The sequence below is a fragment of the Nonomuraea roseola genome, from assembly GCF_039535395.1.
Classification (GTDB): domain Bacteria; phylum Actinomycetota; class Actinomycetes; order Streptosporangiales; family Streptosporangiaceae; genus Nonomuraea; species Nonomuraea roseola.
Genome location: NZ_BAAAXC010000015.1, coordinates 282,799 through 305,757, shown reverse-complemented (window position 1 = coordinate 305,757; position 22,959 = coordinate 282,799). Strand labels below are relative to the sequence as shown.

The following is a 22,959-nucleotide window of genomic DNA, read 5'->3' as shown; positions in this document are numbered from 1 at the left end:
AACTTAGCGCTAAGGGACACGGTTCTCGGAAATCCAGTCGTCGATCAGCTCCCACTGGTCGTACAGCCAGCGGATGCGCTCCTCCCGCGTGGCGGGGATCCGGGCGGCGGGGATCCGCCACCACTGCGCCCTGATCCTGGCGCTCACCGGCAGCTTGCGCCACACGTCGCCGATCGTGACGAGGTCGTCGAGGCCGGTGTGGGCGACGAAGACGACATCGGCTGCGGGGCACGCCTCGATCGCGGCGATCGCCCCTCCCGGCCTCGGCGGCAGCAGGTGGTCCATGGCCCCCGCCCGCTTCGCCTCCTCGGCCAGGCCCTTCTCCTCCAGGCGCCTGATGGCCAGCCTGCGGCGGCGCGGGGTGAAGTTGCCGCCCTCGGGGAAGATCACCAGCGCGTCGTCGGCGTCCATGGTGGCCGACAGGCGCCTGATCTCCTCGATGATCCCGCTCTCGCCGCCCTTGCGCGGGACGAACGCGTTGGGCAGGCGGTTGATGACCACGTCCAGCGAGGGATCGAACTGCAGGGCCGCCTTCATGACGATCCTCGGCCTGCGGTCGTAGAGCTGTAACAGGTGGTAGACCAGCAGGAACGAGTCGCCGGGACCCGCGTGCCTCGACAGGACGATCACCGGGCGGGCCAGCCGTGCCGAGGGGTCCTCCCGCGGCTCCTGGATGTCGACGGTCAGCCTGAAGACCCTGACGGCCACGAGGTAGACCCTGGACAGGAACCATCTGATCAGCTGGTAGTGGCGCTCCTGGTGCGTGTCACGGTGCAGGCGGCCGCCGAAGCCGCCGGCCACCCACAGCCCCAGGCACGCGGCCAGCACCCCGCACTCCAGGGCCAGCCAGGCGACCCCGAACCACAGGAAGCGGACGCCGCGCCGCTGCGGCGGCGGCAGGCGCATCGAGGCGGCGGTCACCACGACCAGCCACAGGGGCAGGGTGACCACCGCGACCACGGCCAGCACGATCACCAGGGGGACGAGAACCAGCCGGCGGACCATCCGAGGGGGCACACCTCATCGGATCACGTCAGCCAGATAGCGGGAAGAGGCTTCGTAGGCCCTGTCGATGTAGCGCGAGATCTGCGACAGGTCCCTGTAGCGCAGCGGTGACACCGGCACGTCGAGCCCCGCGGGCAGCACGTGCACCTCCACGGAGCCGGGCAGCGCGGCCATCTCCTCGGCGAAGCGGTGCCTGCGCGCGATCTCGAAGGCCACCATGCCCACCTCCCACGGCCGCCTCGGCGCGGCCAGCGGCCGCTCGATCCTGCCCACCTGCAGGACGAACACCCTGCGGGCGCCCAGCTGGACGGCCCTGCCGACCGGGATGCTGTGGACCAGCCCGCCGTCGAAGAAGTGCTCGTCGCCGACGCGCACGGGCGGCAGCAGCCCCGGCACGGCGCACGAGGCCAGCACGGCGGTCACCAGCGGCCCCTCGCTGAACCAGTGAGCGCTTGCCCGTTCGATCGAGGCCGCGACACACTGGAACGGAATGGGCAGCTCCTCGATGCGCGACACCGGCACCAGCTCGTCGAGCAGGTGGCGCAGCGGCGCGATCGGATGCAGGTGCGTGCCGGTCCTGGCCAGCGTCGAAAGCCGCCTCACCCACGAGCCCGCGAAGGCGGTGCGCACGATGTCGGAGCGCCACAGCGTGGTCAGCCGCTTGACCGCGTCGGAGGGCGAGGCGGCCAGCAGCACGCCGTTCAGCGCGCCGACGGAGGTGCCGAGCACCAGGTCGGGCGTGATCCCCACCTCGTCGAGCGCTCGCAGCATGCCCACCTCGTGTGCTCCGAGCACTCCACCGCCACCGAGCACGAACGCTGTCTCCACAACCTCGTATCATCGCCTCAGAACGACGAGAGGGAGTACCGAATGATCAGGCTGCTTGTCATCCTTCTCGTGATAGTCATCGTGGTGCTCGTGCTGATGATGATCAGGATGCGCCCCTCCCCGCCCAAGAAGCAGCCCCCTCAGCAGGAGAGCCCGCGCGAGATCCTCAAGCGCCGCTACGCGGCGGGCGAGATTGACGAAGACGAGTACCTCAGACGCATGTCGGGCCTCGGTCAGGACTGGTGAGCCACATCCACGGCGGCGGCTGCCAGCGCCAGCACGGGGAAGACGGCCTTCGGCGGCACCCGGTAGACGCCGCGCTCCGGCTGGTCGACCAGCCCCGCGGCGGTCAGGGTCTTCAGGTGGTGGTAGAGCTGGCCCGGTGAGGCCAGCCCCAGCTCAGCCTGCAGCTCCGTGATCGGCCTCGGCCCTGTGACCAGCAGCTTGAGTATCTCGAAGCGGGCCGGATGCCCCGCGGCCGCGAGCACCGCGGCCAGCTGGGCGGACGGCTGCTCCAGCAGCCATTCGGGGCTGCGCGAGACCTGCCACGACCACTCGTAGCCGCCGAGGCTGGCCTGGCCGCCGTAGGTGAACAGGCCGGAGTCGTCGGCGCGCGGTGCGGGCGCGGCGAGCTGGGCCTCCAGGGCGGCGACCCTGGCTTCGAGCGCCAGGAGCCTGTCGTCGGTCTCGTCGCTCACTTCAGTGCGGCACGCACCCTTTCGTGGAAGGCCCTGTCAGTGGCCAGTCGCAGCATGAACTGCTGATGAGCATAGCTTTCCAGACCGGAGAACCAGGTCTGCTCGGGCAGGCGGCGCAGCGCGAACACCGTGACCTTCGGCTTCTGGCCGGGGGTCACCGTGTACATCGCCTCGGTGATCACACCGGGCAGAGCGCCGCCCTTGGTGCCGATGACCAGGTCCTTGGAGGCGCCGGGCTGGCGCATCGGCCACTCCAGGTGCTTCCTGGCGACCTTGTCCCCGGCCAGCCTGCTCAGCGTGGCGTGCAGGACGGCGGGCCGGTTCCTCGTGACCGTGTCGGCCCAGGCGGCCTGCTTGTCGTAGCCGGGCAGCGGCAGCTGGACCTGCTTGCCCGCGGCGGCGTACGTCCTGATGCAGGTGTCGGCGTCGGTGGCGCATCCGCCGAAGGCGCGCAGGATCTCGCCGTTGATCGTCGACACCTTCTTGTGCAGGCCCAGCTTCTCGCGCAGCAGGTCGGCCGCGGCGTTGTCGCTCTCCTCGATCATGGCGGAGACGAGCTGGTCGAAGGTGACGGTCGCGCCCACCTTCAGCCGCTTGAGCGCCGCCTCGTGCGCGCCGCCGTCGGTGCCGGGCAGGTGGTAGGCGTTCCAGGTGGCGACGGGGATCTGGGCGCCGGGCTTCAGCTTGCCGGTCTTCACGGCCTTGGCGTACGCCTCGAGGTGGACGATCTTGATGGCCGAGGCGAAGGGGGTGGAGGCTCCCGCGTTGTGGCTGATTCCGGAGGTCACCAGGGCGACGTCGCCGGGGTGCGCCTTGACGTAGGCGAGCACGGCTTCCACGTCGTCCAGCGGAGGAGCTGTGGTGATGAACAGGCTCACGACGGTGGCGAGGATTCTCATGCCGTCAGCTTATCCAATTATTCGGAATTTCGGATAACCGGTGAAGCCGCCGAGCGGCTTCACCGGTTGACGCTCACGGCACGAGCAGGAGCTTGCCCGTCGTCCTGCGGCCCTGCAGATCCTCGTGCGCCCGTGCCGCGTCGGCCAGCGGGTAGCGCTCCGAGACGGTGATCTTCAGTTCGCCCGACGCCAGCCAGCCGAACAGGTCGGCCGCGCGCCAGAGGAGCTCGTCGCGCTCGGCGATGAAGTGCACGAGCGACGGCCTGGTCAGGTAGAGCGAGCCGCTCCTGTTGAGCACCTGGGGGTCGAGTGGCGGCACGGGCCCGCTTGCGGCGCCGTACAGGACCATGAGCCCTCGGGCTCGCAGGGAGGCCAGGCCTCCGTCGAAGGTGGCGGCGCCCACGCCGTCGTAGACGACGTCCACGCCACCGGGAACCGTCTTCCGCACCGAGGCGGGGAAGTCGTCGTAGCGGAACACCTCGTCCGCGCCCGCCTCGCGGGCCAGCTTCTCCTTGGCCTCGGAGGAGACGGTGGTGAGCACCGTGGCTCCCTTGAGCTTGCCGAGCTGGATGAGCATCTGGCCCATGCCGCCCGCCCCCGCGTGCACGAGCATGACCTCGCCCTGCTTCACCTCGTGCACGGAGTGGGTGAGGAAGTGGGCGGTCATGCCCTGCAACAGCGAGGCGGCGGCCTGCTCGGAGGAGACTCCGGCCGGCACGGGCACCACCCTGTCGGCCGGCACGACGGCCTTCTCGGCGTAGCTGCCGAGCACGTTCACCCACGCCACGCTGTCACCGACGCTCACTCCGCTCACCCCTTCGCCCACGGCGGCGACGGTCCCCGCCCCCTCGGAGCCGATGGGGGAGGGCAGGGCGAGGGGGTAGGTGCCGGTGCGGTGGTAGACGTCGATGAAGTTGACGCCGCTGGCCGCGACGTCGATCAGCACCTCGCCGGGGCCCGGCGCAGGGTCGGGGTGCTCGGCGTACTCGAGAACCTCGGGTCCGCCCTGGGCATTGATCACAATGGCATGCATGGCTCCAGTCTCCACCTGGCCCCTCTGAAGCGTTCGCGCAGGGTCCTGTCGTGCGAGACGACCACGAGCGCGCCCCTGTAGGCGTCCAGCGCCCGCTCCAGCTCCTCCACCAGCGTCAGCGACAGGTGGTTGGTGGGCTCGTCGAGCAGCAGCAGATCGTGCTCGTCCGCCAGGAGCCTGGCCAGCGCCAGGCGCCGCCGCTGGCCGACCGACAGGGCCTCGACCCTCACGCCGAGCGACTCGGGCGCGAACAGCCCGGTGGCCAGCAGCTTCGCGCGGTGCTCGTCGGGGTGGCCGGGCAGCCCCTCGGCGTAGCGGGCCAGGAGCGAGGCGCCCGGCTCGAAGGAGTCCTCCTGCCGCAGGTGGCCGACGCTGACGGCTCCCTCCGCCGCCGCGGCCACCTTCCCGAGCAGCGTGGACTTGCCCGCGCCGTTCGGACCCGTGATGAGCAGCCTGTCGCCCGACCCGATCGTGAGCTCGGGCAGCTCGACCAGCGTGCGGGCCGAGCCCCCCGCGGCGAAGGCGCCCGTGAAACGCAGCGGCCTCGGCGGCCTCGGCACCGGGTTCTCCTCCAGGCGCCGCAGCCGCTCCTGGGCGTTGCGGACCCTGCTCGCCACCGAGCTCTGCACCCTGCCTGCGTTGCGGTCGTAGGCCATCTTGTTGTTGTCCTTCATCCCCCTGCCCGCCGCCACCCTGTGCGCGGTGGTGGCGGCGAAGCGCCTGACCTCCTCGACCTCGTCGAGCCAGTCCTGGTGGGCCTGCTCCCATCGCTGCCTGGCCGCGGCCTTCTCGGCGAGGAAGCCGCTGTAGCCGCCGCCGAAGCGGGTCACGCCGCCCTCTGCGACCTCGATGATCGCGGTGGCCACGCCGTCGAGGAAGGCGCGGTCGTGCGAGACCGCGACGACCGTGCCCCTGTGCTCGCGCAGTCGCTCCTCGAGCCAGGCCGTCGAGCTGTCGTCCAGGTGGTTGGTCGGCTCGTCGAGCAGCATCACCTCGGGCGCGGCCGCCAGCAGGCAGGCCAGGCCCAGCCGCGCCTGCTCCCCGCCCGACAGCGAGTCGAGCCTGCGCTCCTTGGCCACGTGCGCGAGGCCGAGCCCGTGCAGGGACTTGTCGACCCGCGCGTCGGCCTCGTAGCCGCCGCGCGCCTCGAAGACGGTGAGCAGGTCGCCGTAGGCCGTCATGTCCTCGGCCTCGGCGGCGGCCTGCATCGCCCGCTCCATCGCACGCAGCTCCGACAGCGCGGCATCGACGGCCTGCCGGACGGTGTGGGAGCCGGGCAGGTCGAGCGTCTGCCCCAGGTAGCCGGCGCCCGTGCTGATCACCGACCCCTCGTCGGGGCGCTCGAGCCCCGCCATGATCCGCAGGAGCGTGGACTTGCCCGATCCGTTCTCGCCCACGACGCCCGCGCGCTCTCCCGGCCGTACGGCGAGCGAGACGTGGTCGAGGACGAGGCGGTCGCCGTACGACTTGCTGATCCCATGAAGGCTGAGCTGAGTAGTCATCGCAACTATAGTTGCATTAAGAGCGTCACTAATGCAACTGGAGTAGACTTTGGAACGTCCTGGAGGGCGCAGCTCCCGGGTTCGCGACGCCGTGAGACAGGCCACGCTCGCCGAGCTGGCCGAGCACGGCTACCAGGGACTGACCGTGGAGAACGTGGCCGCCCGTTCGGGCGTGCATAAGACCACCGTCTACCGGCGGTGGACGGGCGTGGAGGGGCTGATCGCCGACGCGCTCGAACTGGCCGCCGAAGAGCCGTGGCCGGTGCCCGACACCGGCACGATCGAGGGGGACCTGCGGGAGCTGGCCAGGATGGTGCGGAGGGGGATGGACCCGACCGCGACGGCCTTCGTCGCCGCAGGCATGCAGGACGAGGCCGCGGCCAGGGCGCTGAACGGCTTCTACACCGCCCGCCACGCCCAATCGGCGGTGATCGTGCACAGGGCCGTCGAGCGCGGCGAGCTGCCGGCGGGCACCGACGCCGAGGAGGTGGTCAGGGCCGCGGTCGCGCCGGTGTACTACCGCCTGTTCATCGCCCACGAGCGGGTGGAGGAGAAGGACGCCGACAGGGCCGCCGCCACCGCGCTGGCCGCCGCCAGGGCGGGGGTCCTCTAGGGCTGCTGCTTGACCCCGCGCATCTCGAAGTCGTCGTAGACCACCTTGAGAGGGTTGGCGCTGCCCTTGGGGATGCGGGCGAACAGCCCGATGTCGCCCGTCGGCAGGCCGTTGGGGTCGTCGACCTTGTGGACCCGCTTGCCGTTGATCCACATGGTCAGCCGGGTGGCGCTGCCGTTCTCCTCGCAGGCCACCTGGATCTGGTTGCGCTCCTTGGGATTGAAGCCGTCGACCTTGACGGGAGCGGCCAGGTTCCCGCCCGCCTTCTCCAGGATGCGGCGGATCCTGGCGTTGCCCGAGGTGTCGAGGGTGAACTCGTAGTAGGTGCCGGCGTCGTCGCCTCGGCACCACATGCCGAACTCGCCGCTGCCCGACCTGACCTTGGCCGCCACCCCGATGACCAGCGTCGAGGGGATCATCGGCGTCGGTGTGGCCGTGGGGTCGGGCGTGGGGTTCTTCTCGGTGGCGTAGGGGACGGGGGCCTGCGCCCGGCGCTCCTCGTTGTACTCGCCCGCGTCGATGCCGTAGGTGAAGTCGGAGGTGATGTAGCCCTCGCTGTCGGTGGCGTCGGGGTCGTAGGTGCCGCTCCACCCGCTGGAGGTCGAGGTGAAGTCGTCGGAGAAGAGCGGAGGCAGGTTGGGCGGCCCGCTCGGCAGCATCGCCCACACCGCGACGCCCCCGCCCACCAGCAGCGCCGCCGCCACCGCCAGCCCTGCCAGCAGCCTGCCCCGCGACGTGCTCCGTGAGCCGTCCCTCGGCCCGCCGGGCGGACGCCGCGCGGCGGCCGTGTAGGGCGTCGTGCCCTCCTGCCAGGCCACCTGGACGGTGTGCGCCACCTGCTCGGGCGCGGCCTGGCGGCCGATCAGCTGGTCGAGGAGCTGCTGCGCGGTCGGCCTCCAGGCCGGGTCCTTGGCCAGCGAGGCCACGACCAGCTCGCGCAGCGGGGGCTCCAGCCCTTCGAGCACGGGCTCGGTGTTGAGCACCTGGTAGATGATCGAGGGGAGCGTCTCGCCGGGGAAGGGCGCCTTCCCCGTCGCGGCGAACGCCAGCAGGCAGCCCCACGAGAACACGTCGCACGCGGCGGCGACGGGCTCGCCCCTCAGCACCTCCGGCGCCATGTAGCGGGGCGTGCCGATCAGCTCGCCGGTGCCGGTGACCCCGCCGATCTCGTCGAGCGCCCTGGCGATGCCGAAGTCGATCACCCTCGGGCCCACGGGCGACAGCAGCACGTTGGACGGCTTCAGGTCCCTGTGCACCACGCCCGCGCCGTGGATGGCGGTCAGCGCGGTGGCCACGCTCACGGCCAGCGCGTCGAGGCTGGAGCCCCTGAGCGGCCCCGACTGCCTGACCGCCTCCTCCAGGTTGGGCCCCGGCACGTACTCGGTCACCACGTACAGCTGGTCGCCGTCGAGGGCCGCCTCCAGCACCGCGGCCGTGCAGAACCTGCGCACCCTGAGCGCCGCGTCGGCCTCTCTCCTGAAGCGCATCCTGAACTGCTCGTGCTGGCTGAGTTCGGGATTGATCACCTTGATCGCGACGCGCTGCCCCGTGGGATCCTCGGCCAGGTGGACGGTGCCCATGCCCCCTCTGCCGAGCACGTGCAACAGCCTGTAGCGTCCGATCTGGTTCACGACGGGTCAGCTTAGCGACATCGACGCCATTTAGGACCTCCCCTTGCGCCGGATGACGTCGGCGAGCGCGGGCAGCCCCACCTCGACGGACACGACCAGCACGTCGCATCCCGCGGTAGTGGCGGCGGCGACGCCTGTGGGGCTGTCCTCCAGCGCCACGCACCGCCGCGGGTCGGTCTCCAGCAGGCGCGCGGCCTCCAGATAGGGATCGGGGTACGGCTTGCCTCGCGCGGTGTCCTCGGCGGCCACCACCACCTCGAAGCGGTGGCCGAGCGAGGGCAGCACCAGCTCGACGATCGACCGGGGCGAGGCGCTGACCAGCGCGGTGGGAACGGCGCTCGCGGTGAGGGCGCGCAGAAGCTCCCTCGCCCCCGGCACGACCCGCACGCCCTTCCTGATGCGGTCGGCGAAGGAGTCCGTCAGCCGGTCGGACACCCTGGCGACGTCGTCGGGGGCGAGGTGGCACGCGGTGTCGTGGACCGTGCGGCCGAGCACGTGGGGGAGGTCGGAGGGGCCCAGCTCACGGCCGAGGCCGGCGGCCACGTCGGCGGTCGCCTCCCACCACAGCCCCTCGGTGTCCACGAGGGTGCCGTCCATGTCGAACAGGACCGCGTCGAAGGGCGCGGGGGCGGAACGGGTGGGGTCAGGAGGCACCCGCGGGATCCTTCGGAGCATCGGAGGCCGCCGAAGGGGTGCCTGAGGCGGCTTCCGCGGCCCCGTGGTCCGACTCCTTCGACGGCGCGGGGGCGGCGGAGGTGCGCGGCGCCACCAGGACGGGCCTTTCGACCAGGCGCACGGACACGCGCGTGCCGGGCGCCAGCCGTACGGCCTCGTGGCCCGGCACGTCGGCCAGCACCTCGCCGCCCTCGAGGGAGAGCCTCAGGCGGACGGACGCGCCTCGGAACGAGGCGGCCACGACCTCGGCGCGCCCCTCGGGCGAAGGGCTGACCAGGACCGCCTCCGGCCTGATCAGGACGTCCACGTCGGGTCCTGCGAAGGCGCCGTCGAGGGGCAGGAGCTGACCCAGCACCGTCACCTGGTCGCCGGAGACCCGTCCAGGCAGGTGGTTCATGGCGCCGACGAACTCGGCCACGAACGGGGTGGAGGGGCGGTCGTAGACCTCGGCGGGCGTGCCGCACTGCTCGAGCCGCCCGTCGCGCAGGACGGCGACGCGGTCGGCGATCGACAGCGCCTCCTCCTGGTCGTGCGTCACGAAGATCGTGGTGATGCCCAGGTCGAGCTGGAGGCGGCGGATCTCCTCGCGCAGCGAGACGCGCACCTTGGCGTCCAACGCCGACAGCGGCTCGTCCAGGAGCAGCACGCGAGGCGACAGCGCCAGCGCGCGGGCCAGGGCCACGCGCTGCTGCTGGCCGCCCGAGAGCTGGTGCGGGTAGCGGTCGGCCTGGGAGGGCAGGCCGACCAGCTCCAGCAGCTCCAGCGCCCTGGCCCGCCGCTGGGCCTTCGGGGCCTTGCGGACGCGCAGGCCGAAGGCGACGTTCTCCGCGGCGTCGAGGTTGGGGAACAGGGAGTAGGACTGGAAGACCATGCCCGCGTCGCGCTTGTTGGCGGGCACGCCGGTGATGTCCTTGCCGTCCACCAGCACCGCGCCCTCGTCGGGGCGTTCGAAGCCGGCCACGCAGCGCAGCGCGGTCGTCTTGCCGCAGCCCGAGGGGCCGAGCAGGGCGACGAGCTCGCCGGGCTCGATGGTCAGGTCGAAGCCGTCGAGGGCGACCGTCCTGCCGAAGGCCCTGCGCAGGCCCTTGAACTCAAGCCGAGCGGCGGCCACGGGTACCTCCAGAGATAGTGAGCAGCAGCAGCCAGGTGAGCAGGAGGCTGAGCACGGAGACGGCGACCGACAGCTGGCCCTTGGAGCCCGAGATCGTGACGATCCAGACCGCGAACGGCTGGTAGCCGAGGATGCTGGCCACGGTGTACTCGCCCAGCACCAGGGCCAGGGTGAGGAAGGAGGCGCTGGCCAGCGCCGAGCGCAGGTTGGGGACGATCACCCTGAACATCACGTACGGCCACGACGCGCCCAGGTTGCGCGCCGCCTCGACCAGCGTGCGCACGTCCATCGTGCGCAGCCCCGCGTCGAGCGAACGGTAGACGAACGGCAGCACGAGGATGACGTAGACGAACACCAGCACCAGGGGGAAGTCCTGGTCCTGGATCGCGATCAGCGTGGCCCAGAACGGCGTCGGCGCGAGCACCTCGCCGCCCACCTGGAGCGACCTGCTGATGCCCGCGACGAAGGTGATCGGCGGCACCACCAGCGGCAGCGTGCAGACGACCTCCATGACGGGACGCAGGCGCGGCGCGGCCAGCCGTACGGTGATCATGGCGGGCAGGGTGAGCAGGAGCACCAGCACGATGGTGGCCACGGCCAGCCCGAGGGAGAGCAGCAGGCTCGACAGGAAGCCCTCGGCGGTCCACAGCTCCGCGTACGGCGCGAACGACACGCCCGTGGTCTCGTTGTAGATCGTGAACCAGAAGGACGCGCCGAGCGGGACCAGGAAGTAGAGGCCGGCCAGCGCCAGGACGAAGCGGCGCCAGAGCCTGGACCCGCCGGTGCGGGCCTGCCCCGAGGGGACGGACTCGGGGACCGGCGCGACGGGCGCGAGCGTGGTCATGGCGCGCACCTCACTGCAGCCATCGGGTGCTCCTCTTCTGCAGCGGCAGGTAGACCGCCATGACCAGCGCGGCGACCAGGACCATGTCCAGGCTGAGCGCGAGGCCCACGTTCTCGAAACCGGTCTGCACGTCGCCCGAAAGGGCCGCCGCGATCTTCAGCGTGACCAGCGGCAGCACGGTGCCCGCGCCCATCGCCGAGGCGGTGGCGTAGGCGGCGAAGGCCGAGCCGAACAGCAGCACCACGCCGCCGAGCAGGCCTGGGGTCAGCACGGGCAGGCCGACGTGGCGCCAGTAGTGCCAGGTGGTGGCGCCGTTGTTCGCGGCGGCCTCGCGCCACTGCGGGCGCAGGCCGTCCAGGGCCGGCGCGATGACCAGCACCATGAGCGGCACGGCGAAGTACAGGTAGACCAGGGCCAGGCCCCAGAAGCTGAACAGCGAGCCTGACGGCAGGCCGAGCAGGCCGCTGACCACACCCGCGTTGCCGAGCGTGGCCACCCAGAAGAAGGCCAGCGGCACGCCGCCGAAGTTGGCCAGCACGCCCGAGGCGGTCAGGACGGCCTCGCGCAGCGCCGTCGAGCGGGAGGTGACGACGGCCTGGGCGAGGAAGGTGCCGAGCACCGCGCCCAGCACCGCCACCACGGCCGAGAGCTTCACGCTGTTGAGGAGGGCGAGCAGGTAGCCGCCCTGCAGGGTCAGCGCCAGGTTGTCCAGCCCAGGGGTGAAGGCCCCCGCCACCATGGCGATGGCGGGGATCCCGAAGGCGAGCCCGACGAAGACGAGCAGCGGCAGCGCGCCGAGTGAGCGCCGCATCAGCCGGCGACGGCCGCGTCCCAGGTCTTGGCCAGGGCGTCCTTGGCCTTGTTGACCTGGTCCTCGGTCGGGAACTTGGCCTCACCCTCGACCGGCGGCAGCTTGTCGGCCAGCGCCTTGTCGATGGTGCCATCGGTGGTCATCGAGGGCATCAGCACCGGACGGGCGCCGCCCTTGAGCCACAGGTTCTGGCCCTCGGCGCTGTAGAGGAACTCCATCCACAGCCGCGCGGCGGCCGGGTGCGGGGCGTCCTTGTTGATGGCCTGCGCGTAGTACTGGGCGTAGACGCCGTCCGTCGGCACGACCACCTGGAAGTCGAGGCCCTTGGGCAGGAACTGCTCGCGGTAGCCGGCGTTGAGGTAGTCCCAGTCGATGCTGATGGGCGTCTCGCCCTTCTCGACCGTCGCCGGCGTGGACTCGACGGGGTTGTAGTTGCCGACGTCCTTCAGCTTCTTGAAGAACTGCACGCCGGGGCCGATGTCGTCGAGCGAGCCGCCCTCGGCCAGCGAGGCCGCCCAGACGCCGCCGAAGGCCGAGCCCGACTTGTTCGGGTTGCCGTTGAGCGCGACCTTGCCCTTGTACTCGGGCTTCAGCAGGTCGGCGAAGGTCTGCGGGCAGGTGCCGATCTTCTTGGCGTCGCAGCCGATGGAGACGTAGCCGCCGTAGTCGTTGACCCACAGGCCGTTCGGGTCCTTCTGGCCCTCGGGGATCTTGTCCCAGCTCTGCACCTTGTAGGAGGCGTACAGGCCCTCCTTGGCGCCGCTGAAGGCGAAGGCCTGGCCGACGTCCAGCACGTCGGGCGCGCGATCCTGGCCCTTGCGGGTCTTCACCGCGTTGATCTCGTCGGCGCTGGAGGCGTCGGGGTTCTCGCTCTCGATGGCGATGCCGTACTTCTCCTGGAACTTCTTGATTATCTCGCCGTAGTTGGCCCAATCCGGCGGGAGTGCGATGACGTGGAGGTTGCCCTCCTTCTTGGCCGCTTCGACCAGCTTGTCGAGACCACCGAAGTCGGCGGCCGAGGTCGCCGTCGCGGCGTTCACCCCGCCTTCCGTCTTGGTCTCCGTGGCCGGCGCTGCGCCGCACGCCGCGGTCACTACCGTTAGAGCTGCGATCAAGCCTGCGATGCGAGGTGCGGACACGTCGCCTCCACTCTCGGGGGTGTGGATAAAACCTAGGGGAACTTGTACAAACAAGGCCAGACCCAGTTAGTCGCATAAACATTGCTTTTTCGTGAACGAGAGGGATCACATATGGCCGCGCGCTATGAACTCATCGCCGCTGAGCTGCGCGACGAGATCCTCGCCGGGGTCCATCCCGTCGGGTCGCAGTTGCCCTCGGAGGCCGAGCTCGCTGCGCGCTACTCCGCCGCCAGGGGCACCGTACGGCAGGCGGTGGCCGTCCTGGCCGCGGAGGGCCTGGTGGGCTCGCGGCAGGGAGCCAGGCGCATCGTGCTGGGCGGCGAGCGCAGCCAGAGTTTCGCCGAGTTGCACAGCTTCGCCCAGTGGGCCAGGTCCAAGGGACACAGGGTGGGCGGCGAGGTGCTCGGACAGCGCCGCCGCAGGGCGGGGCCCGCCGAGCTGGTCAGGCTCGGCAGCCCCGAGGTCCTGGAGGTGCTGCGACTGCGCACACTGGAGGGCGAGCCCGTGCTGCTGGAGCGGACCGTCTACGCCTCGTGGATCGCCGGCGCGGTGGAGGCGCTGCCGCCCGACTGCGTCTCCGTCACCCAGGGGCTCTACGAGAGCGTGGGGCTCGTCTTCGCGTACGGCGAGCACCTCATCGACGCGGTGGCCGCGGGCAGCGAGGACGCCCGCCTGCTGGGGGTGCGGAGGGGCAGCCCGCTCCTGCGCCAGCGCAGGGTCACCACCACCCAGGAGGGGCGGCCCGTGGAGTGGTCGGACGACCGCTACCGGGCGGGCAGTGTCGCCTTCAGCATCCGCAACTCGATCGGCGCGAACCCGCTCACCCGGCTTGCGCTCTCATGACTTCGAACATATGCTCGAAGTAACACCCGACTTCCCCCGGGTGGCTCAGCAACAGACCCAGAGCCACGGGGAGAAGAAGCGTCTTGAGCAGACTCTACGGCGATCCCATAGAGGTGTGGACCCGAGAGGGCCAGCCGACCCAGTTCGTCTGGCGCGACCGGCTCTACCTCGTCCGCCGCGTCCTCGACCAGTGGGTGGTGGCCCGCGAATGGTGGAAGACCCGCGAGGGCGATCCCGGCGAGCGCCAGTTCTGGCGCGTCGAGGCCAGCCCCGGGCGTGATCTCGGCTCCTACGAGCTGCGCTTCGACACCGCCAGCGAGGGCTGGCTGCTGCTGAGGGCGTGGGACTGATGACCTCCTTCCCTCACCTGCACGTGAGCTCCGCCTACTCGATGCGCTACGGCACCGCCTTCCCCCATGCCCTGGCACGGCGGGCGGCCGAGCACGGGATGGACATCCTCGCGCTGACCGACCGCGACGGGCTCTACGGGGCGCTCAAGCACGCCCAGGCGTGCGCGGACGCGAGGATCTCGCCGGTGTTCGGCGTGGATTTCGCGCTCGCGCCCTTCGCGGGCGCCGTACCCGCCGCCTCGGAGGAGGACCACGGCCCGCTCTCCGGCTCCACCAGGCCCGCCTCACAGGGCTCGCGCTCGGCCGCCCCAGGCTCCAACCGGTCGGCTCCCGCCTCCGGCGCTTCCCGGGCGGGCGCTCCCCGGGCTTCCGGCGCCCCCGGTGCTTCCGGTCCGCGGGAGGCGCGCCCGCGGACCGGTCCCGACGCCGAGGACAGGGTCACCGTGCTGGCCCGCTCCGGCGGCTGGTCCCGGCTGTGCCGCCTGGTCACCGCCGCCCACCACACGGGCGTCAGGGGAGAGCCCGCGCTCACCCACGAGCTGGTCGCCGAATGGGCCGCGGGCTCCTCGGGCCCGAGCTCCTTCGGTCACCAGGGTCCGGCCCCCGCGCCCGGCGCCTCCCTCTCACGCGACCCCACGCGCCCCGGGGGCTCCCGAGGATCCGAGGGCGGGTTCGGCCCCGACGACGGGCTCGTCGTGCTGCTCGGCCCGAGGTCCGACGTCGGCCGCGCGGTGGCGGCCAGACGTGACGAGCACGCCAGGACACTGCTGAACCTCTGGCGCTCCCACGTGCGCGGCGTCGTCATCGAACTGGTCGACCAGTACGGCTACCGCGACGCCACCACCGCCGTCCGCATGCTCGCCCTCGCCGAGGAGTCCGGCGTGCCCGCCGTCCTCACCAACGCCGCCAGGTACCTCGACCCCGCCGACCACCAGACCGGCGACGTGCTCGACGCCGCCCGGCAGTTGGTCCCTCTGCACCCCAGGCACCTGGACAGGGCCACCTCCCACGCCTATCTCAAGAGCACCGACGAGATGCGCAGGGTCGCCCACAAGGTCTGCGGCGGTGACCAGGCGAGGGTCAACAGACTGCTGCACACCACGCGAGCCCTCGCCGAGGCGTGCGTGATCGAGCCGAAGGACCTGCTCGCCCTCCGCAACGACCCGCCCGGCCTGCACCTGCCCGAGATCGGCCGCGACCCCGTGCCGCTGCTGCGCCACCGCTGCGAGGACGGCCTCGACGACAGGGGCCTGCGCGGCGACAGGGACGCCCGCGAGCGGCTCGAGTCCGAGCTGAACATCATCGAGAAGAAGCAGCTGTCCGGATATTTCATGGCCGTCGTCGGCATCACCGACAAGATCCGGCACATGGGCATCCGCTGCGCCATCCGCGGCTCGGGCGCCGGCAGCCTGGTCAACTACCTGATCGGCATCGGCGAGGTGAACCCGCTCCACCACGGCCTGCTCATGGAGCGCTTCCTGTCCGAGGGCCGCATCGGCCTGCCCGACATCGACATCGACGTCGAATCCGCCCGCCGCCTCGACTGCTACAAGGCGATCTACGACATGTACGGCGAGGCGCGCGTGGCCTGCGTGTCCATGATGGAGACCTACCGCGCCCGCAGCGCCCTGCGCGACGTGGGCGGCGCGATGGGCCTGCCGCCCCACGAGGTCGACGCGATCGCCAAGACCTTCCCGCACATCCGCGCCCGCCAGATCACCGCCTCGCTGAAGGACCTGCCCGAGCTGCGCGAGAGCAGGCTCGACGACGCGGGGCTCGGCAGGGTGTTCCAGCTGGCCGAGAAGCTCGACGGGCTGCCCAGGCACATCGCGCTGCACCCGTGCGGGGTGCTGGTCGGCAACTCGGGCCTGCGCGACCGCACCCCCGTGGAGCGCAGCGCGCTCGACTTCCCCATGTCGCAGTTCGACAAGGACGACGTCGAGGAGGCGGGGCTGCTCAAGCTCGACGTCCTCGGCGTGCGCATGCAGTCGGCGATGGCCTACACGCTGACCGAGATCAAGCGGGTCGACGACGTCGACGTCGAACTCGACGCCGTGGCCCAGGACGACGACGACACCTACGACATGATCTGCGCCAGCCGTACGCTCGGGTGCTTCCAGATCGAGTCGCCGGGTCAACGCGAGCTGGTCGCCAAGCTCGAGCCCCGCACGATGGACGACCTGATCGTCGACATCTCGCTGTTCAGGCCGGGACCCGTCAACTCCGACATGGTCACGCCGTACCTGGAGTCCAGGCACGGCTGGCGGGCCGTCTCCTACCCGCACCCGAGCCTGCGCGCCGCCCTCACCGAGACCAACGGGGTGGTCGTCTTCCACGAGCAGGTCCTGAAGATCATCGACATCATGACGGAGGCGGGACTGTCCGAGGCGGAGAAGGTGCGGCGCAGCCTTGGCGATCCCGCAGGGCGCGAGGTCGCGCGGGAGTGGTTCTTCGCGAACGTGCGCCCGATCTATGACCGGGCGACGGTCACGCGCGCGTGGCAGGTCCTGGACGCCTTCGGGGCGTTCGGCTTCTGCAAGGCGCACGCGGCGGCGTTCGCGCTGCCCACCTACCAGTCGGCCTGGCTCAAACGGCACCACGCGGCCGCCTTCTTCGCGGGGGTGCTCACCCACGAGCCCGGCATGTACCCGCAGCGGGTGATCATTGACGAGGCCCGGCAGTGCGGTGTCACCATCCTTCCCCTGGACGTGAACAAGTCCTCCAGGCACTGGACCGTCGAGCGCGTCGGCCCCGCGCCGCTGCGCCTCAGCGTGCGTCCCTCCTCCCTCGGGCCGCCTCCCTCTTCGGACTCTCCGGACTCTCCGGGTGAGGAGAACGGCTACCGGCGGCGGGTGCGCGACTTCAGGGCGGAGGATCTCGGCCGGGGGTACGGCCTGCGCGTGCCGTTCTCCGCGGTGAAGGGGGTGAGCGAGGCGGAGGTGGACCGGATGGTGGCGGGACAGCCCTACACCTCGCTGGCCGACTTCTGGGATCGTGCCAGGCCGTCCCGTCCGATCATCGAACGGCTGGTCCAGGTGGGCGGGTTCGACGCGCTCCACTCGCTGCGTCCGGGAGGACCCCGCTGGCGTGAGGGGGAGCTGACCAGGCGCGACCTGGTCGCCCAGGTCGGCGTGCTCGAACGGGCCTCGGCCTCGGGCGTCAAGGCGGGATCCCGCGCCCGCAAGGGCTACACGGGAGAGCGCCACCCCGGCTCGCGGGCGCCGGTGGACGAGCCGCCGGCCGTGCAGCTGCCCCTGGGATTCGCCGAGCGGATCGAGCCCGGCGAGCTGCCCGAGATGACCGAGACCGAGATGGTCGAGGCGGAGCTGGAGATCCTCGGCATCGACATCAGCCGCCATGTCATGAGCTTCCACGACGACCTGCTCGACGCCATCGGAGTGGTGCGTTCCAGAGATCTCCTGGCCCAGCGCAACGGCGCGGAGGTGCTGGTGGCGGGCGTCAAGGTGGCAACCCAGACCCCGGCGGTCCGCTCGGGGCAGCGCGTCATCTTCACCACCCTCGACGACTCCACCGGCCCCGTCGACCTGACCTTCTTCGAGTCGGTGCAGGGCAGGTGCGCCTCGACGGTGTTCGGATCGTGGCTGATGGTGGCCAGGGGGGTGATCCGCCGCACCGGCACCCGCGCGGTCTCCATGCGCGCCGTCGACTGCTGGAACCTCGTGGACCTCGACGCCGCCTGGCGCGAGGACGGCCTGGAAGCGGTCCTCGCCCTGCTCGAGCGCCGCGAGCCGCGAACGGAGGGTGTGGGCGGCCGCCGCATCGAGTACGCCAACGGCTTCCGCATCTCCCCCTACTCCGACATCGGCCCCACACCCGGCGTCGTCACCCCGCCCCGCCGGCTCTGGCACGCCAGCCAGGGCAGCTCAGGCCCCACCCAAGCCGCCTGACCCGGGTCAGGGGATGGCGGGGGTGAGGCGGGGAAGGCGGGCGGGGGCGGTCTGGATGCGGGTGATCTCGCGGACCGTGCAGGCGCACAGCAGGGCCGCCACCGCCGCCGCGCCCAGTTCGAGCCCGCTCAGCCCCGTCAGGTCGCCCGTCGAGTCGCGCAGCGGCAGCCGGATCGCGACCAGCGCCACGGCCGTCAGCCAGCTCAGCCACCACGCGCCGACCAGCGCGAGCCAGCGGCCCCTGCGGTCGAACGGCGGGCGGGCGCCCCTCCACACCTCGTCCACCAGCATGACGGGAGCGATCAGGTTGATCCCCGGCAGCAGCCAGGCCGCCAGCACGGGCCCGGAGGGGTTGGCGGCCTTGTTGGCGCGGCGCGCCCTGACCAGCCAGGTCAGGTAGGCGGCGCCCGCCGCGAACGTGGTGGTCACCGCGGCCAGCATCAGCACGGCGAACAGGGTGACCGCGCCGACCACGGCCTCCGCGCCGGGGGCGCGCGGGTCGCCGCCCATGATGACGATCTCGGCGGCCAGGCGCCTGCCGCGTATCTCCTCGAACGCCACCAGGGCCGTCATCGCGGCGAGCTGCGCCGCGAGAGCCAGGTAAACAGTCGAAGCCGACCGTTTCGCTACGGAAGGGGTAAGGCGCACGAATCTCTCCCCCCGGGCATGCGCTGAGGTTCTGATTCACATGTATCCCGCCTGACCCTCCGTTAATCAGCTCACCACGCCGGACTCCCACGCCCATGCTGCGATTTCCACCCGATTCCTCGCCCCGAGTTTGGCCATGATGCTGCCGATATGGGTCTTGACGGTGGAAAGGGAGACAAAGAGCTCGGCTGCCACCTCCTGGTTGGTTCTGCCCCTGGCGACCAGGCGCGCGACGTCGAGCTCCCGCTCGGTCAGCGGGTCCTTCAACGGCCTGACGGTGCCGGCGGCGGGCTGGGCCAGGTGCTGCAGCAGGCGTACGGTCACCGAGGGTGAGACCAGCGCGTCACCGGCGGCGGCGGCCCTGATGGCCTCCAGCAGCAGGGTCGGGCCGCTGTCCTTGAGCAGGAAGCCGGTGGCGCCGGACCGCAGCGCGCCGTAGACGTACTCGTCCAGGTCGAAGGTCGTGACGATCACCACGCGCATGGGGTTCTCGACGCCTGGACCCGCCAGGATCCTGGTCACCTCCAGGCCGTCGAGCTTGGGCATCCTGATGTCGAGCAGGCACACGTCGGGGCGCAGCCGCCTGGCCGCCTCCACCGCGTCGGCACCGTCGGCCACGGCGGCGACCACCTCCATGTCGGGCTGGGCGTCGAGAATCATCTGGAAGCCCGTCCGCACCAGTTCCTGGTCGTCGGCGATGAGCACACGAATCGTCACAGCGGTAAGCCTAATCACGGGAGATCGTCCGATCGGCCGATGCCCATCGGACGCACGGCCGATCCGGCCCCATGGCCCCACGCGACAAGGTCGTTCCCATGAACGACGTACTCGCGGGACACGGCCTGGCCAAGCGCTTCGGCCAGACAGTGGCACTGAACGGTGTGGACATCTCCATCAGGGCGGGGGAGGCGGTGGCGATCATGGGCCCCAGCGGTTCGGGCAAGTCCACGCTGCTGCACTGCCTGGCCGGGATCATGAAGCCGGACGCGGGGGAGGTGCACCTGCTCGGCAGGCGCATCGACTCGATGAAGGAGCGCGAGCGCAGCGCTCTGCGCAGGACCAGGTTCGGCTTCGTCTTCCAGTTCGGCCAGCTGCTGCCCGAGCTGCCCGCGGAGGAGAACGTGGCGCTGCCCCTCATGCTCGGCAACGTCTCGAGGCCCGACGCCGTACGGCAGGCCAGGCAGTGGTTCGTCCCGCTGGGCCTGGGCGGCATGGAGGGGCGCAGGCCAGGTGAGCTGTCAGGCGGGCAGGCGCAGCGGGTGGCGATCGCCAGGGCGCTGGTGACCAAGCCCGCCGTGGTCTTCGCCGACGAGCCGACGGGCGCGCTCGACCAGAGCACCGGCCACGAGACGATGCGCCTGCTGGTGGAGGCGACCAAGCACAACGGCGCCTCGCTCATCGTGGTCACCCACGACCCCGGTGTGGCCGGGTGGTGCGACCGCACGGTCGAGGTCCGCGACGGCAACCTGCTGCACAGCGCGGTGAGCCAGTGAGCACGCTCATGAGCCTCACCTGGCGCCTGCTCAGGGGCGGCGGACGCAGGGGCATGCTGAGCACCTGGCTGACGCTGGGCGCGGTGGTGATCTCCACGGGGCTGCTGCTCTTCGCGGTCTCGGCCAACGTCGCCTTCTCAGGACGCGCCGACAGGGGAGCCTGGCGCAATCCGGTCCAGGCCACGGGGCAGCCGGTCGCGATCGAGGCCGGGCGCACCGACTGGGTGGGGGACAGGCAGATCACCGTCGTCGACCTGGCCGCGCTCGGCCCGAAGGCGGAGCCGCCACCCGGAATGGCGCGCTTTCCCGCGCCGGGGGAGACCTGGCTCTCACCAGCGCTGGCCGAGCTGGCCAGGAAGCTGCCAGGCGACCAGCTCGCCGGACGCTTCACCGACGTCACAGGCGTGCTGGGCGAGGCCGCGCTCGTCCACCCCGAGGAGCTGGTCGCGGTCGTGGGTCACGAGCGCGACGCCCCCGCCATGACCGCCTCGCGCGGCCATTCCCTGCGCGGCGACATCTCGCCCACCAAGGTCGACTCCCTGGCGGGCGTCCCGAGCGAGGACGCCGAGGGGTACCGGATCCTGGCCCTGATCGCCAGCGTGCTCATGGTGGTGCCGCTGCTGGTCTTCGGCGGGGCCGCGGCGCGGCTCACCGTGGCCCGCCGCGACCAGCGACTGGCCGCGCTCAGACTGGTCGGCGCCACGCCTGGCCAGGTGGTCAGGATGACCGTGGCCGAGGCGATGATCGTCGCGTTCGCGGGAGCGGTCCTCGGCACCGTGCTGTACGGCCTGGCGGTCCCCCTGCTCACCAGGATCAGGATCGGCGGAGGCCCCTGGTTCGCCAGCGACCTGCTGCCTGGTCCGCTCGTCGTGCTCGGCGTCCTGGTGGCCGTGCCCGTGCTGGTGGGGCTGTCGGCGGTCGTGGGACTGCGCAGGGTCGTGGTCAGCCCCCTCGGCGTGGCCAAGAGGGAGACGCCGCCCGGCATACGCGCCGTCAGGTTGGTCGCGCTGCTCGCGGTGCTGGCCGTGGTCCCCATGCTCGGCACGAATGCGAGCGTCGGCGTGGTCGCGGTGGTGCTCGGCCTGGCCTTCCTCTGTATCAACCTGGTCGGCCCCTGGGCGGTCGGCCTCATCGGCAGGATCACCGCCAAGCGCGCCAGGAGGCCGGCCAAGCTGCTGGCGGGGCGCAGGCTGATGGACGACCCCCGCTCGGCGTGGCGGACGGTCAGCGGCGTGGCGCTGACGGGGTTCGTCGCGGGCTTCCTCGGGCTGCTCAGCCCTGGCGACGCTCTGGCGGGGCACGTCGCGAGCGAGCAGCTCAGGCTCACCGCGCCGAACACCGCGGTCGTGGCGGACCAGGCGCGGGAGCGGCTCGAGAAGGCGGGCGTGAAGGCCACGGTGAAGACCGAGAAGAACCTGGTCGTCACCGACGTGCGCACGGCCGACCTCGACAGGGCGCGCACGGCGCTCGACGGGCTGGTCCCCGGGCGCTCGGCCACCAGCGAGGCCGACGACCAGCGCTTCACGGGGCAGCTGCTCGACGACATCGCCACCGGCACGATCGTCGTGCTGTCGGTGTCGTTCCTGGTGGCGATCGCCAGCTCGGGCATCACCGCCGCCTCCTCGGTACTGGACCGCCGCCAGACCTACGCGCTGCTGCGCCTGGCGGGCACCCCGCTGGAGGTGCTGGACAGAGCGCGCAGGTCGGAGACGCTGATCCCGCTCGTCGTGATGGGCGGCGGCTCGATCGCGGTCGGGGTGTTCTGCGCCTCGCCCTTCATGATGATGTCGCCGAACGTCTCGGGGGCGATCATGCTGGCGGTGTGCGTCGTGGTCGGGTTCGCCGGCGTGATCGGCGCCGGCGCGCTGAGCCGTCCGCTGCTGCGCGCGGTCACGGACGACCCCGCTCCGCGTCCTGACTAGCCGAGCACCAGGTCGCGGACGGTGGTCAGGGAGCGTTCGTCGCGCGGGCCCATGACCAGCAGGTTCGTCACGGGCGAGTCGCGCCACAGCTGCAGGCGCTCCTTGATCCTGCCGGGCGGGCCCACCAGGGAGATGCCGTCGGCCAGCTCGTCGGGGATGGCGTCGAAGGCCTCCTGCCTGCGTCCTGCCAGGTAGAGGGCCTGGATGCGGGAGGCGGCCTCGGCGTAGCCCATCCTGCCGACGATGTCGGCGTGGAAGTTGCGCGACTTGGCGCCCATGCCGCCGATGTAGAGGCTGAGCATCATCTTGACCCCGTCGAGCGCGCTCCTGACGTCGTCGGTGATCGCGACCATGACCATGGCGGCGACGTCGAAGCCCTCGGGGAAGTCGCCGTACAGCTCGGAGATCTTCGAGGGGAAGGTGAACAGGGGCAGCCAGCCCTGGGCGATCTCGGCGGCCATGGCGACGTTCTTGGGGCCCTCCGCGCCGATGTAGACGGGGATGTCGGGGCGCAGGGGATGGGTGATGAGCTTCAGCGGCTTGCCCAGGCCGCCGGGCAGCGGCAGAGGGTAGTGCGGGCCCTCGTTGGTGACAGGCTCCTCCCGCCGCCACACCTTGCGCATGATCTCGACGTACTCGCGGGTCCTGGCCAGCGGTCGGGGGAACGGCTGGCCGTACCAGCCCTCCACCACCTGCGGGCCCGACGCGCCGACGCCGAGAAGTAACCGCCCGCCGGTGAGGTGGTCGAGCGTCATCGCGGTCATCGCGGTGGCGACGGGCGTGCGCGCCGACAGCTGCGCGACGGAGGTGCCGAGCTTGATGCGCCTGGTGCGCGCGCCGTACCACGCGAGAGGGGTGAAGGCGTCGCTGCCGTAGGCCTCGGCCGTCCATACCGAGTCGTAGCCGAGGCGCTCGGCGGTCTGGACGACCTCGGTCGCATCGTCCGCGTGGCGCTGCCAGTAGCCCAGGTTCAGCCCCAACTTCATGCGACACCTCCGTAAATGAG

General features: G+C 71.3%; 22 protein-coding genes. 7 read left to right on the top strand and 15 right to left on the bottom strand.

Annotation, left to right across the window (positions count from 1 at the left end):
- Nucleotides 1-9: 9 nt before the first annotated feature.
- Together ABFX55_RS24395 and ABFX55_RS24390 are read right to left on the bottom strand one after the other, a co-directional pair.
- A complete protein-coding gene (locus tag ABFX55_RS24395) occupies nucleotides 10-1,005 on the bottom strand; it encodes a 1-acyl-sn-glycerol-3-phosphate acyltransferase (RefSeq protein ID WP_346124606.1) in 996 nt (331 codons plus the stop codon).
- 15 nt (nucleotides 1,006-1,020) lie between these two features.
- Complete coding sequence (locus tag ABFX55_RS24390; RefSeq protein ID WP_346124604.1) at nucleotides 1,021-1,833, bottom strand: patatin-like phospholipase family protein; 813 nt, start codon at nucleotides 1,831-1,833, stop codon at nucleotides 1,021-1,023.
- Nucleotides 1,834-1,875: 42 nt separating this feature from the next.
- Here ABFX55_RS24390 and ABFX55_RS24385 point away from each other — a divergent pair, with 42 nt between their 5' ends.
- Nucleotides 1,876-2,079, top strand: coding sequence for an SHOCT domain-containing protein (locus ABFX55_RS24385; protein WP_346124602.1), 204 nt, complete (start codon nucleotides 1,876-1,878; stop codon nucleotides 2,077-2,079).
- On the opposite strand, the gene ABFX55_RS24380 is transcribed toward ABFX55_RS24385, so the two are convergent.
- The 4 genes from ABFX55_RS24380 to abc-f all read right to left on the bottom strand — a co-directional run bounded on the left by ABFX55_RS24380 (nucleotide 2,067) and on the right by abc-f (nucleotide 5,965).
- Nucleotides 2,067-2,531: a helix-turn-helix domain-containing protein gene (locus ABFX55_RS24380; RefSeq protein WP_346124600.1), complete on the bottom strand. Its 465-nt coding sequence runs from the start codon at nucleotides 2,529-2,531 to the stop codon at nucleotides 2,067-2,069. The two genes, ABFX55_RS24385 and ABFX55_RS24380, sit on opposite strands and share 13 nt — an antisense overlap.
- On the bottom strand, nucleotides 2,528-3,430 hold the full coding sequence (locus ABFX55_RS24375) for a serine hydrolase (RefSeq protein ID WP_346124598.1): 903 nt from the start codon (nucleotides 3,428-3,430) through the stop codon (nucleotides 2,528-2,530). The genes ABFX55_RS24380 and ABFX55_RS24375 overlap by 4 nt, the downstream gene beginning before the upstream one ends.
- A 73-nt stretch (nucleotides 3,431-3,503) precedes the next feature.
- Nucleotides 3,504-4,463: a quinone oxidoreductase family protein gene (locus tag ABFX55_RS24370; protein ID WP_346124596.1), complete on the bottom strand. Its 960-nt coding sequence runs from the start codon at nucleotides 4,461-4,463 to the stop codon at nucleotides 3,504-3,506.
- Nucleotides 4,448-5,965 carry a ribosomal protection-like ABC-F family protein gene (gene abc-f, locus ABFX55_RS24365; protein ID WP_346124594.1) on the bottom strand — a complete coding sequence of 506 codons (1,518 nt, stop codon included), beginning with the start codon at nucleotides 5,963-5,965 and terminating at the stop codon, nucleotides 4,448-4,450. The genes ABFX55_RS24370 and abc-f overlap by 16 nt, the downstream gene beginning before the upstream one ends.
- Nucleotides 5,966-6,056: 91 nt before the next feature.
- On the opposite strand from abc-f, the gene ABFX55_RS24360 reads away from it, so the two are divergent.
- On the top strand, nucleotides 6,057-6,578 hold the full coding sequence (locus ABFX55_RS24360) for a TetR/AcrR family transcriptional regulator (RefSeq protein WP_346124592.1): 522 nt from the start codon (nucleotides 6,057-6,059) through the stop codon (nucleotides 6,576-6,578).
- Here ABFX55_RS24360 and ABFX55_RS24355 read toward each other — a convergent pair.
- From ABFX55_RS24355 to ABFX55_RS24330, 6 genes are read right to left on the bottom strand one after another with little or no spacing between them, the layout of a single operon-like run.
- Entirely contained in the window at nucleotides 6,575-8,209 is a 1,635-nt protein-coding gene (locus ABFX55_RS24355) for a serine/threonine-protein kinase (protein ID WP_346124590.1), read from the bottom strand. The two genes, ABFX55_RS24360 and ABFX55_RS24355, sit on opposite strands and share 4 nt — an antisense overlap.
- A gap of 30 nt (nucleotides 8,210-8,239) precedes the next feature.
- Nucleotides 8,240-8,863 (bottom strand): HAD family hydrolase, encoded by a 624-nt coding sequence (locus ABFX55_RS24350; protein WP_312895554.1) that lies wholly within the window; start codon nucleotides 8,861-8,863, stop codon nucleotides 8,240-8,242.
- On the bottom strand, nucleotides 8,853-9,995 hold the full coding sequence (locus ABFX55_RS24345; protein ID WP_346124589.1) for an ABC transporter ATP-binding protein: 1,143 nt from the start codon (nucleotides 9,993-9,995) through the stop codon (nucleotides 8,853-8,855). The genes ABFX55_RS24350 and ABFX55_RS24345 overlap by 11 nt, the downstream gene beginning before the upstream one ends.
- Nucleotides 9,976-10,839: an ABC transporter permease gene (locus tag ABFX55_RS24340; RefSeq protein WP_346124587.1), complete on the bottom strand. Its 864-nt coding sequence runs from the start codon at nucleotides 10,837-10,839 to the stop codon at nucleotides 9,976-9,978. Before ABFX55_RS24340 ends, ABFX55_RS24345 begins: the two co-directional genes overlap by 20 nt.
- Before the next feature lie 10 nt (nucleotides 10,840-10,849).
- On the bottom strand, nucleotides 10,850-11,650 hold the full coding sequence (locus tag ABFX55_RS24335; RefSeq protein ID WP_346124585.1) for an ABC transporter permease: 801 nt from the start codon (nucleotides 11,648-11,650) through the stop codon (nucleotides 10,850-10,852).
- A complete protein-coding gene (locus tag ABFX55_RS24330; RefSeq protein ID WP_346124583.1) occupies nucleotides 11,650-12,690 on the bottom strand; it encodes an ABC transporter substrate-binding protein in 1,041 nt (346 codons plus the stop codon). Before ABFX55_RS24330 ends, ABFX55_RS24335 begins: the two co-directional genes overlap by 1 nt.
- 210 nt (nucleotides 12,691-12,900) lie before the next feature.
- Here ABFX55_RS24330 and ABFX55_RS24325 point away from each other — a divergent pair, with 210 nt between their 5' ends.
- The 3 genes from ABFX55_RS24325 to ABFX55_RS24315 all read left to right on the top strand — a co-directional run bounded on the left by ABFX55_RS24325 (nucleotide 12,901) and on the right by ABFX55_RS24315 (nucleotide 17,890).
- Complete coding sequence (locus ABFX55_RS24325) at nucleotides 12,901-13,632, top strand: GntR family transcriptional regulator (protein WP_183647727.1); 732 nt, start codon at nucleotides 12,901-12,903, stop codon at nucleotides 13,630-13,632.
- Between the two features lie 83 nt (nucleotides 13,633-13,715).
- Nucleotides 13,716-13,982 (top strand): DUF6504 family protein, encoded by a 267-nt coding sequence (locus ABFX55_RS24320; protein WP_183647724.1) that lies wholly within the window; start codon nucleotides 13,716-13,718, stop codon nucleotides 13,980-13,982.
- Entirely contained in the window at nucleotides 13,982-17,890 is a 3,909-nt protein-coding gene (locus ABFX55_RS24315) for a DNA polymerase III subunit alpha (protein ID WP_346124581.1), read from the top strand. The genes ABFX55_RS24320 and ABFX55_RS24315 overlap by 1 nt, the downstream gene beginning before the upstream one ends.
- 6 nt (nucleotides 17,891-17,896) lie before the next feature.
- Here ABFX55_RS24315 and ABFX55_RS24310 read toward each other — a convergent pair whose 3' ends face one another.
- Together ABFX55_RS24310 and ABFX55_RS24305 are read right to left on the bottom strand one after the other, a co-directional pair.
- Nucleotides 17,897-18,463 carry a DUF4328 domain-containing protein gene (locus ABFX55_RS24310; protein WP_346124579.1) on the bottom strand — a complete coding sequence of 189 codons (567 nt, stop codon included), beginning with the start codon at nucleotides 18,461-18,463 and terminating at the stop codon, nucleotides 17,897-17,899.
- A gap of 141 nt (nucleotides 18,464-18,604) precedes the next feature.
- Nucleotides 18,605-19,255, bottom strand: coding sequence for a response regulator (locus ABFX55_RS24305; RefSeq protein ID WP_183647718.1), 651 nt, complete (start codon nucleotides 19,253-19,255; stop codon nucleotides 18,605-18,607).
- Nucleotides 19,256-19,353: 98 nt separating this feature from the next.
- Here ABFX55_RS24305 and ABFX55_RS24300 point away from each other — a divergent pair, with 98 nt between their 5' ends.
- Together ABFX55_RS24300 and ABFX55_RS24295 are read left to right on the top strand one after the other, a co-directional pair.
- Nucleotides 19,354-20,031, top strand: a complete 678-nt coding sequence (locus tag ABFX55_RS24300) for an ABC transporter ATP-binding protein (protein ID WP_346124577.1) — start codon at nucleotides 19,354-19,356, stop codon at nucleotides 20,029-20,031.
- 8 nt (nucleotides 20,032-20,039) lie between these two features.
- Nucleotides 20,040-21,953: an FtsX-like permease family protein gene (locus ABFX55_RS24295; protein WP_346124575.1), complete on the top strand. Its 1,914-nt coding sequence runs from the start codon at nucleotides 20,040-20,042 to the stop codon at nucleotides 21,951-21,953.
- Here ABFX55_RS24295 and ABFX55_RS24290 read toward each other — a convergent pair.
- Nucleotides 21,950-22,939, bottom strand: a complete 990-nt coding sequence (locus ABFX55_RS24290; RefSeq protein ID WP_346124574.1) for an LLM class F420-dependent oxidoreductase — start codon at nucleotides 22,937-22,939, stop codon at nucleotides 21,950-21,952. The two genes, ABFX55_RS24295 and ABFX55_RS24290, sit on opposite strands and share 4 nt — an antisense overlap.
- Between the last annotated feature and the right edge of the window lie 20 nt (nucleotides 22,940-22,959).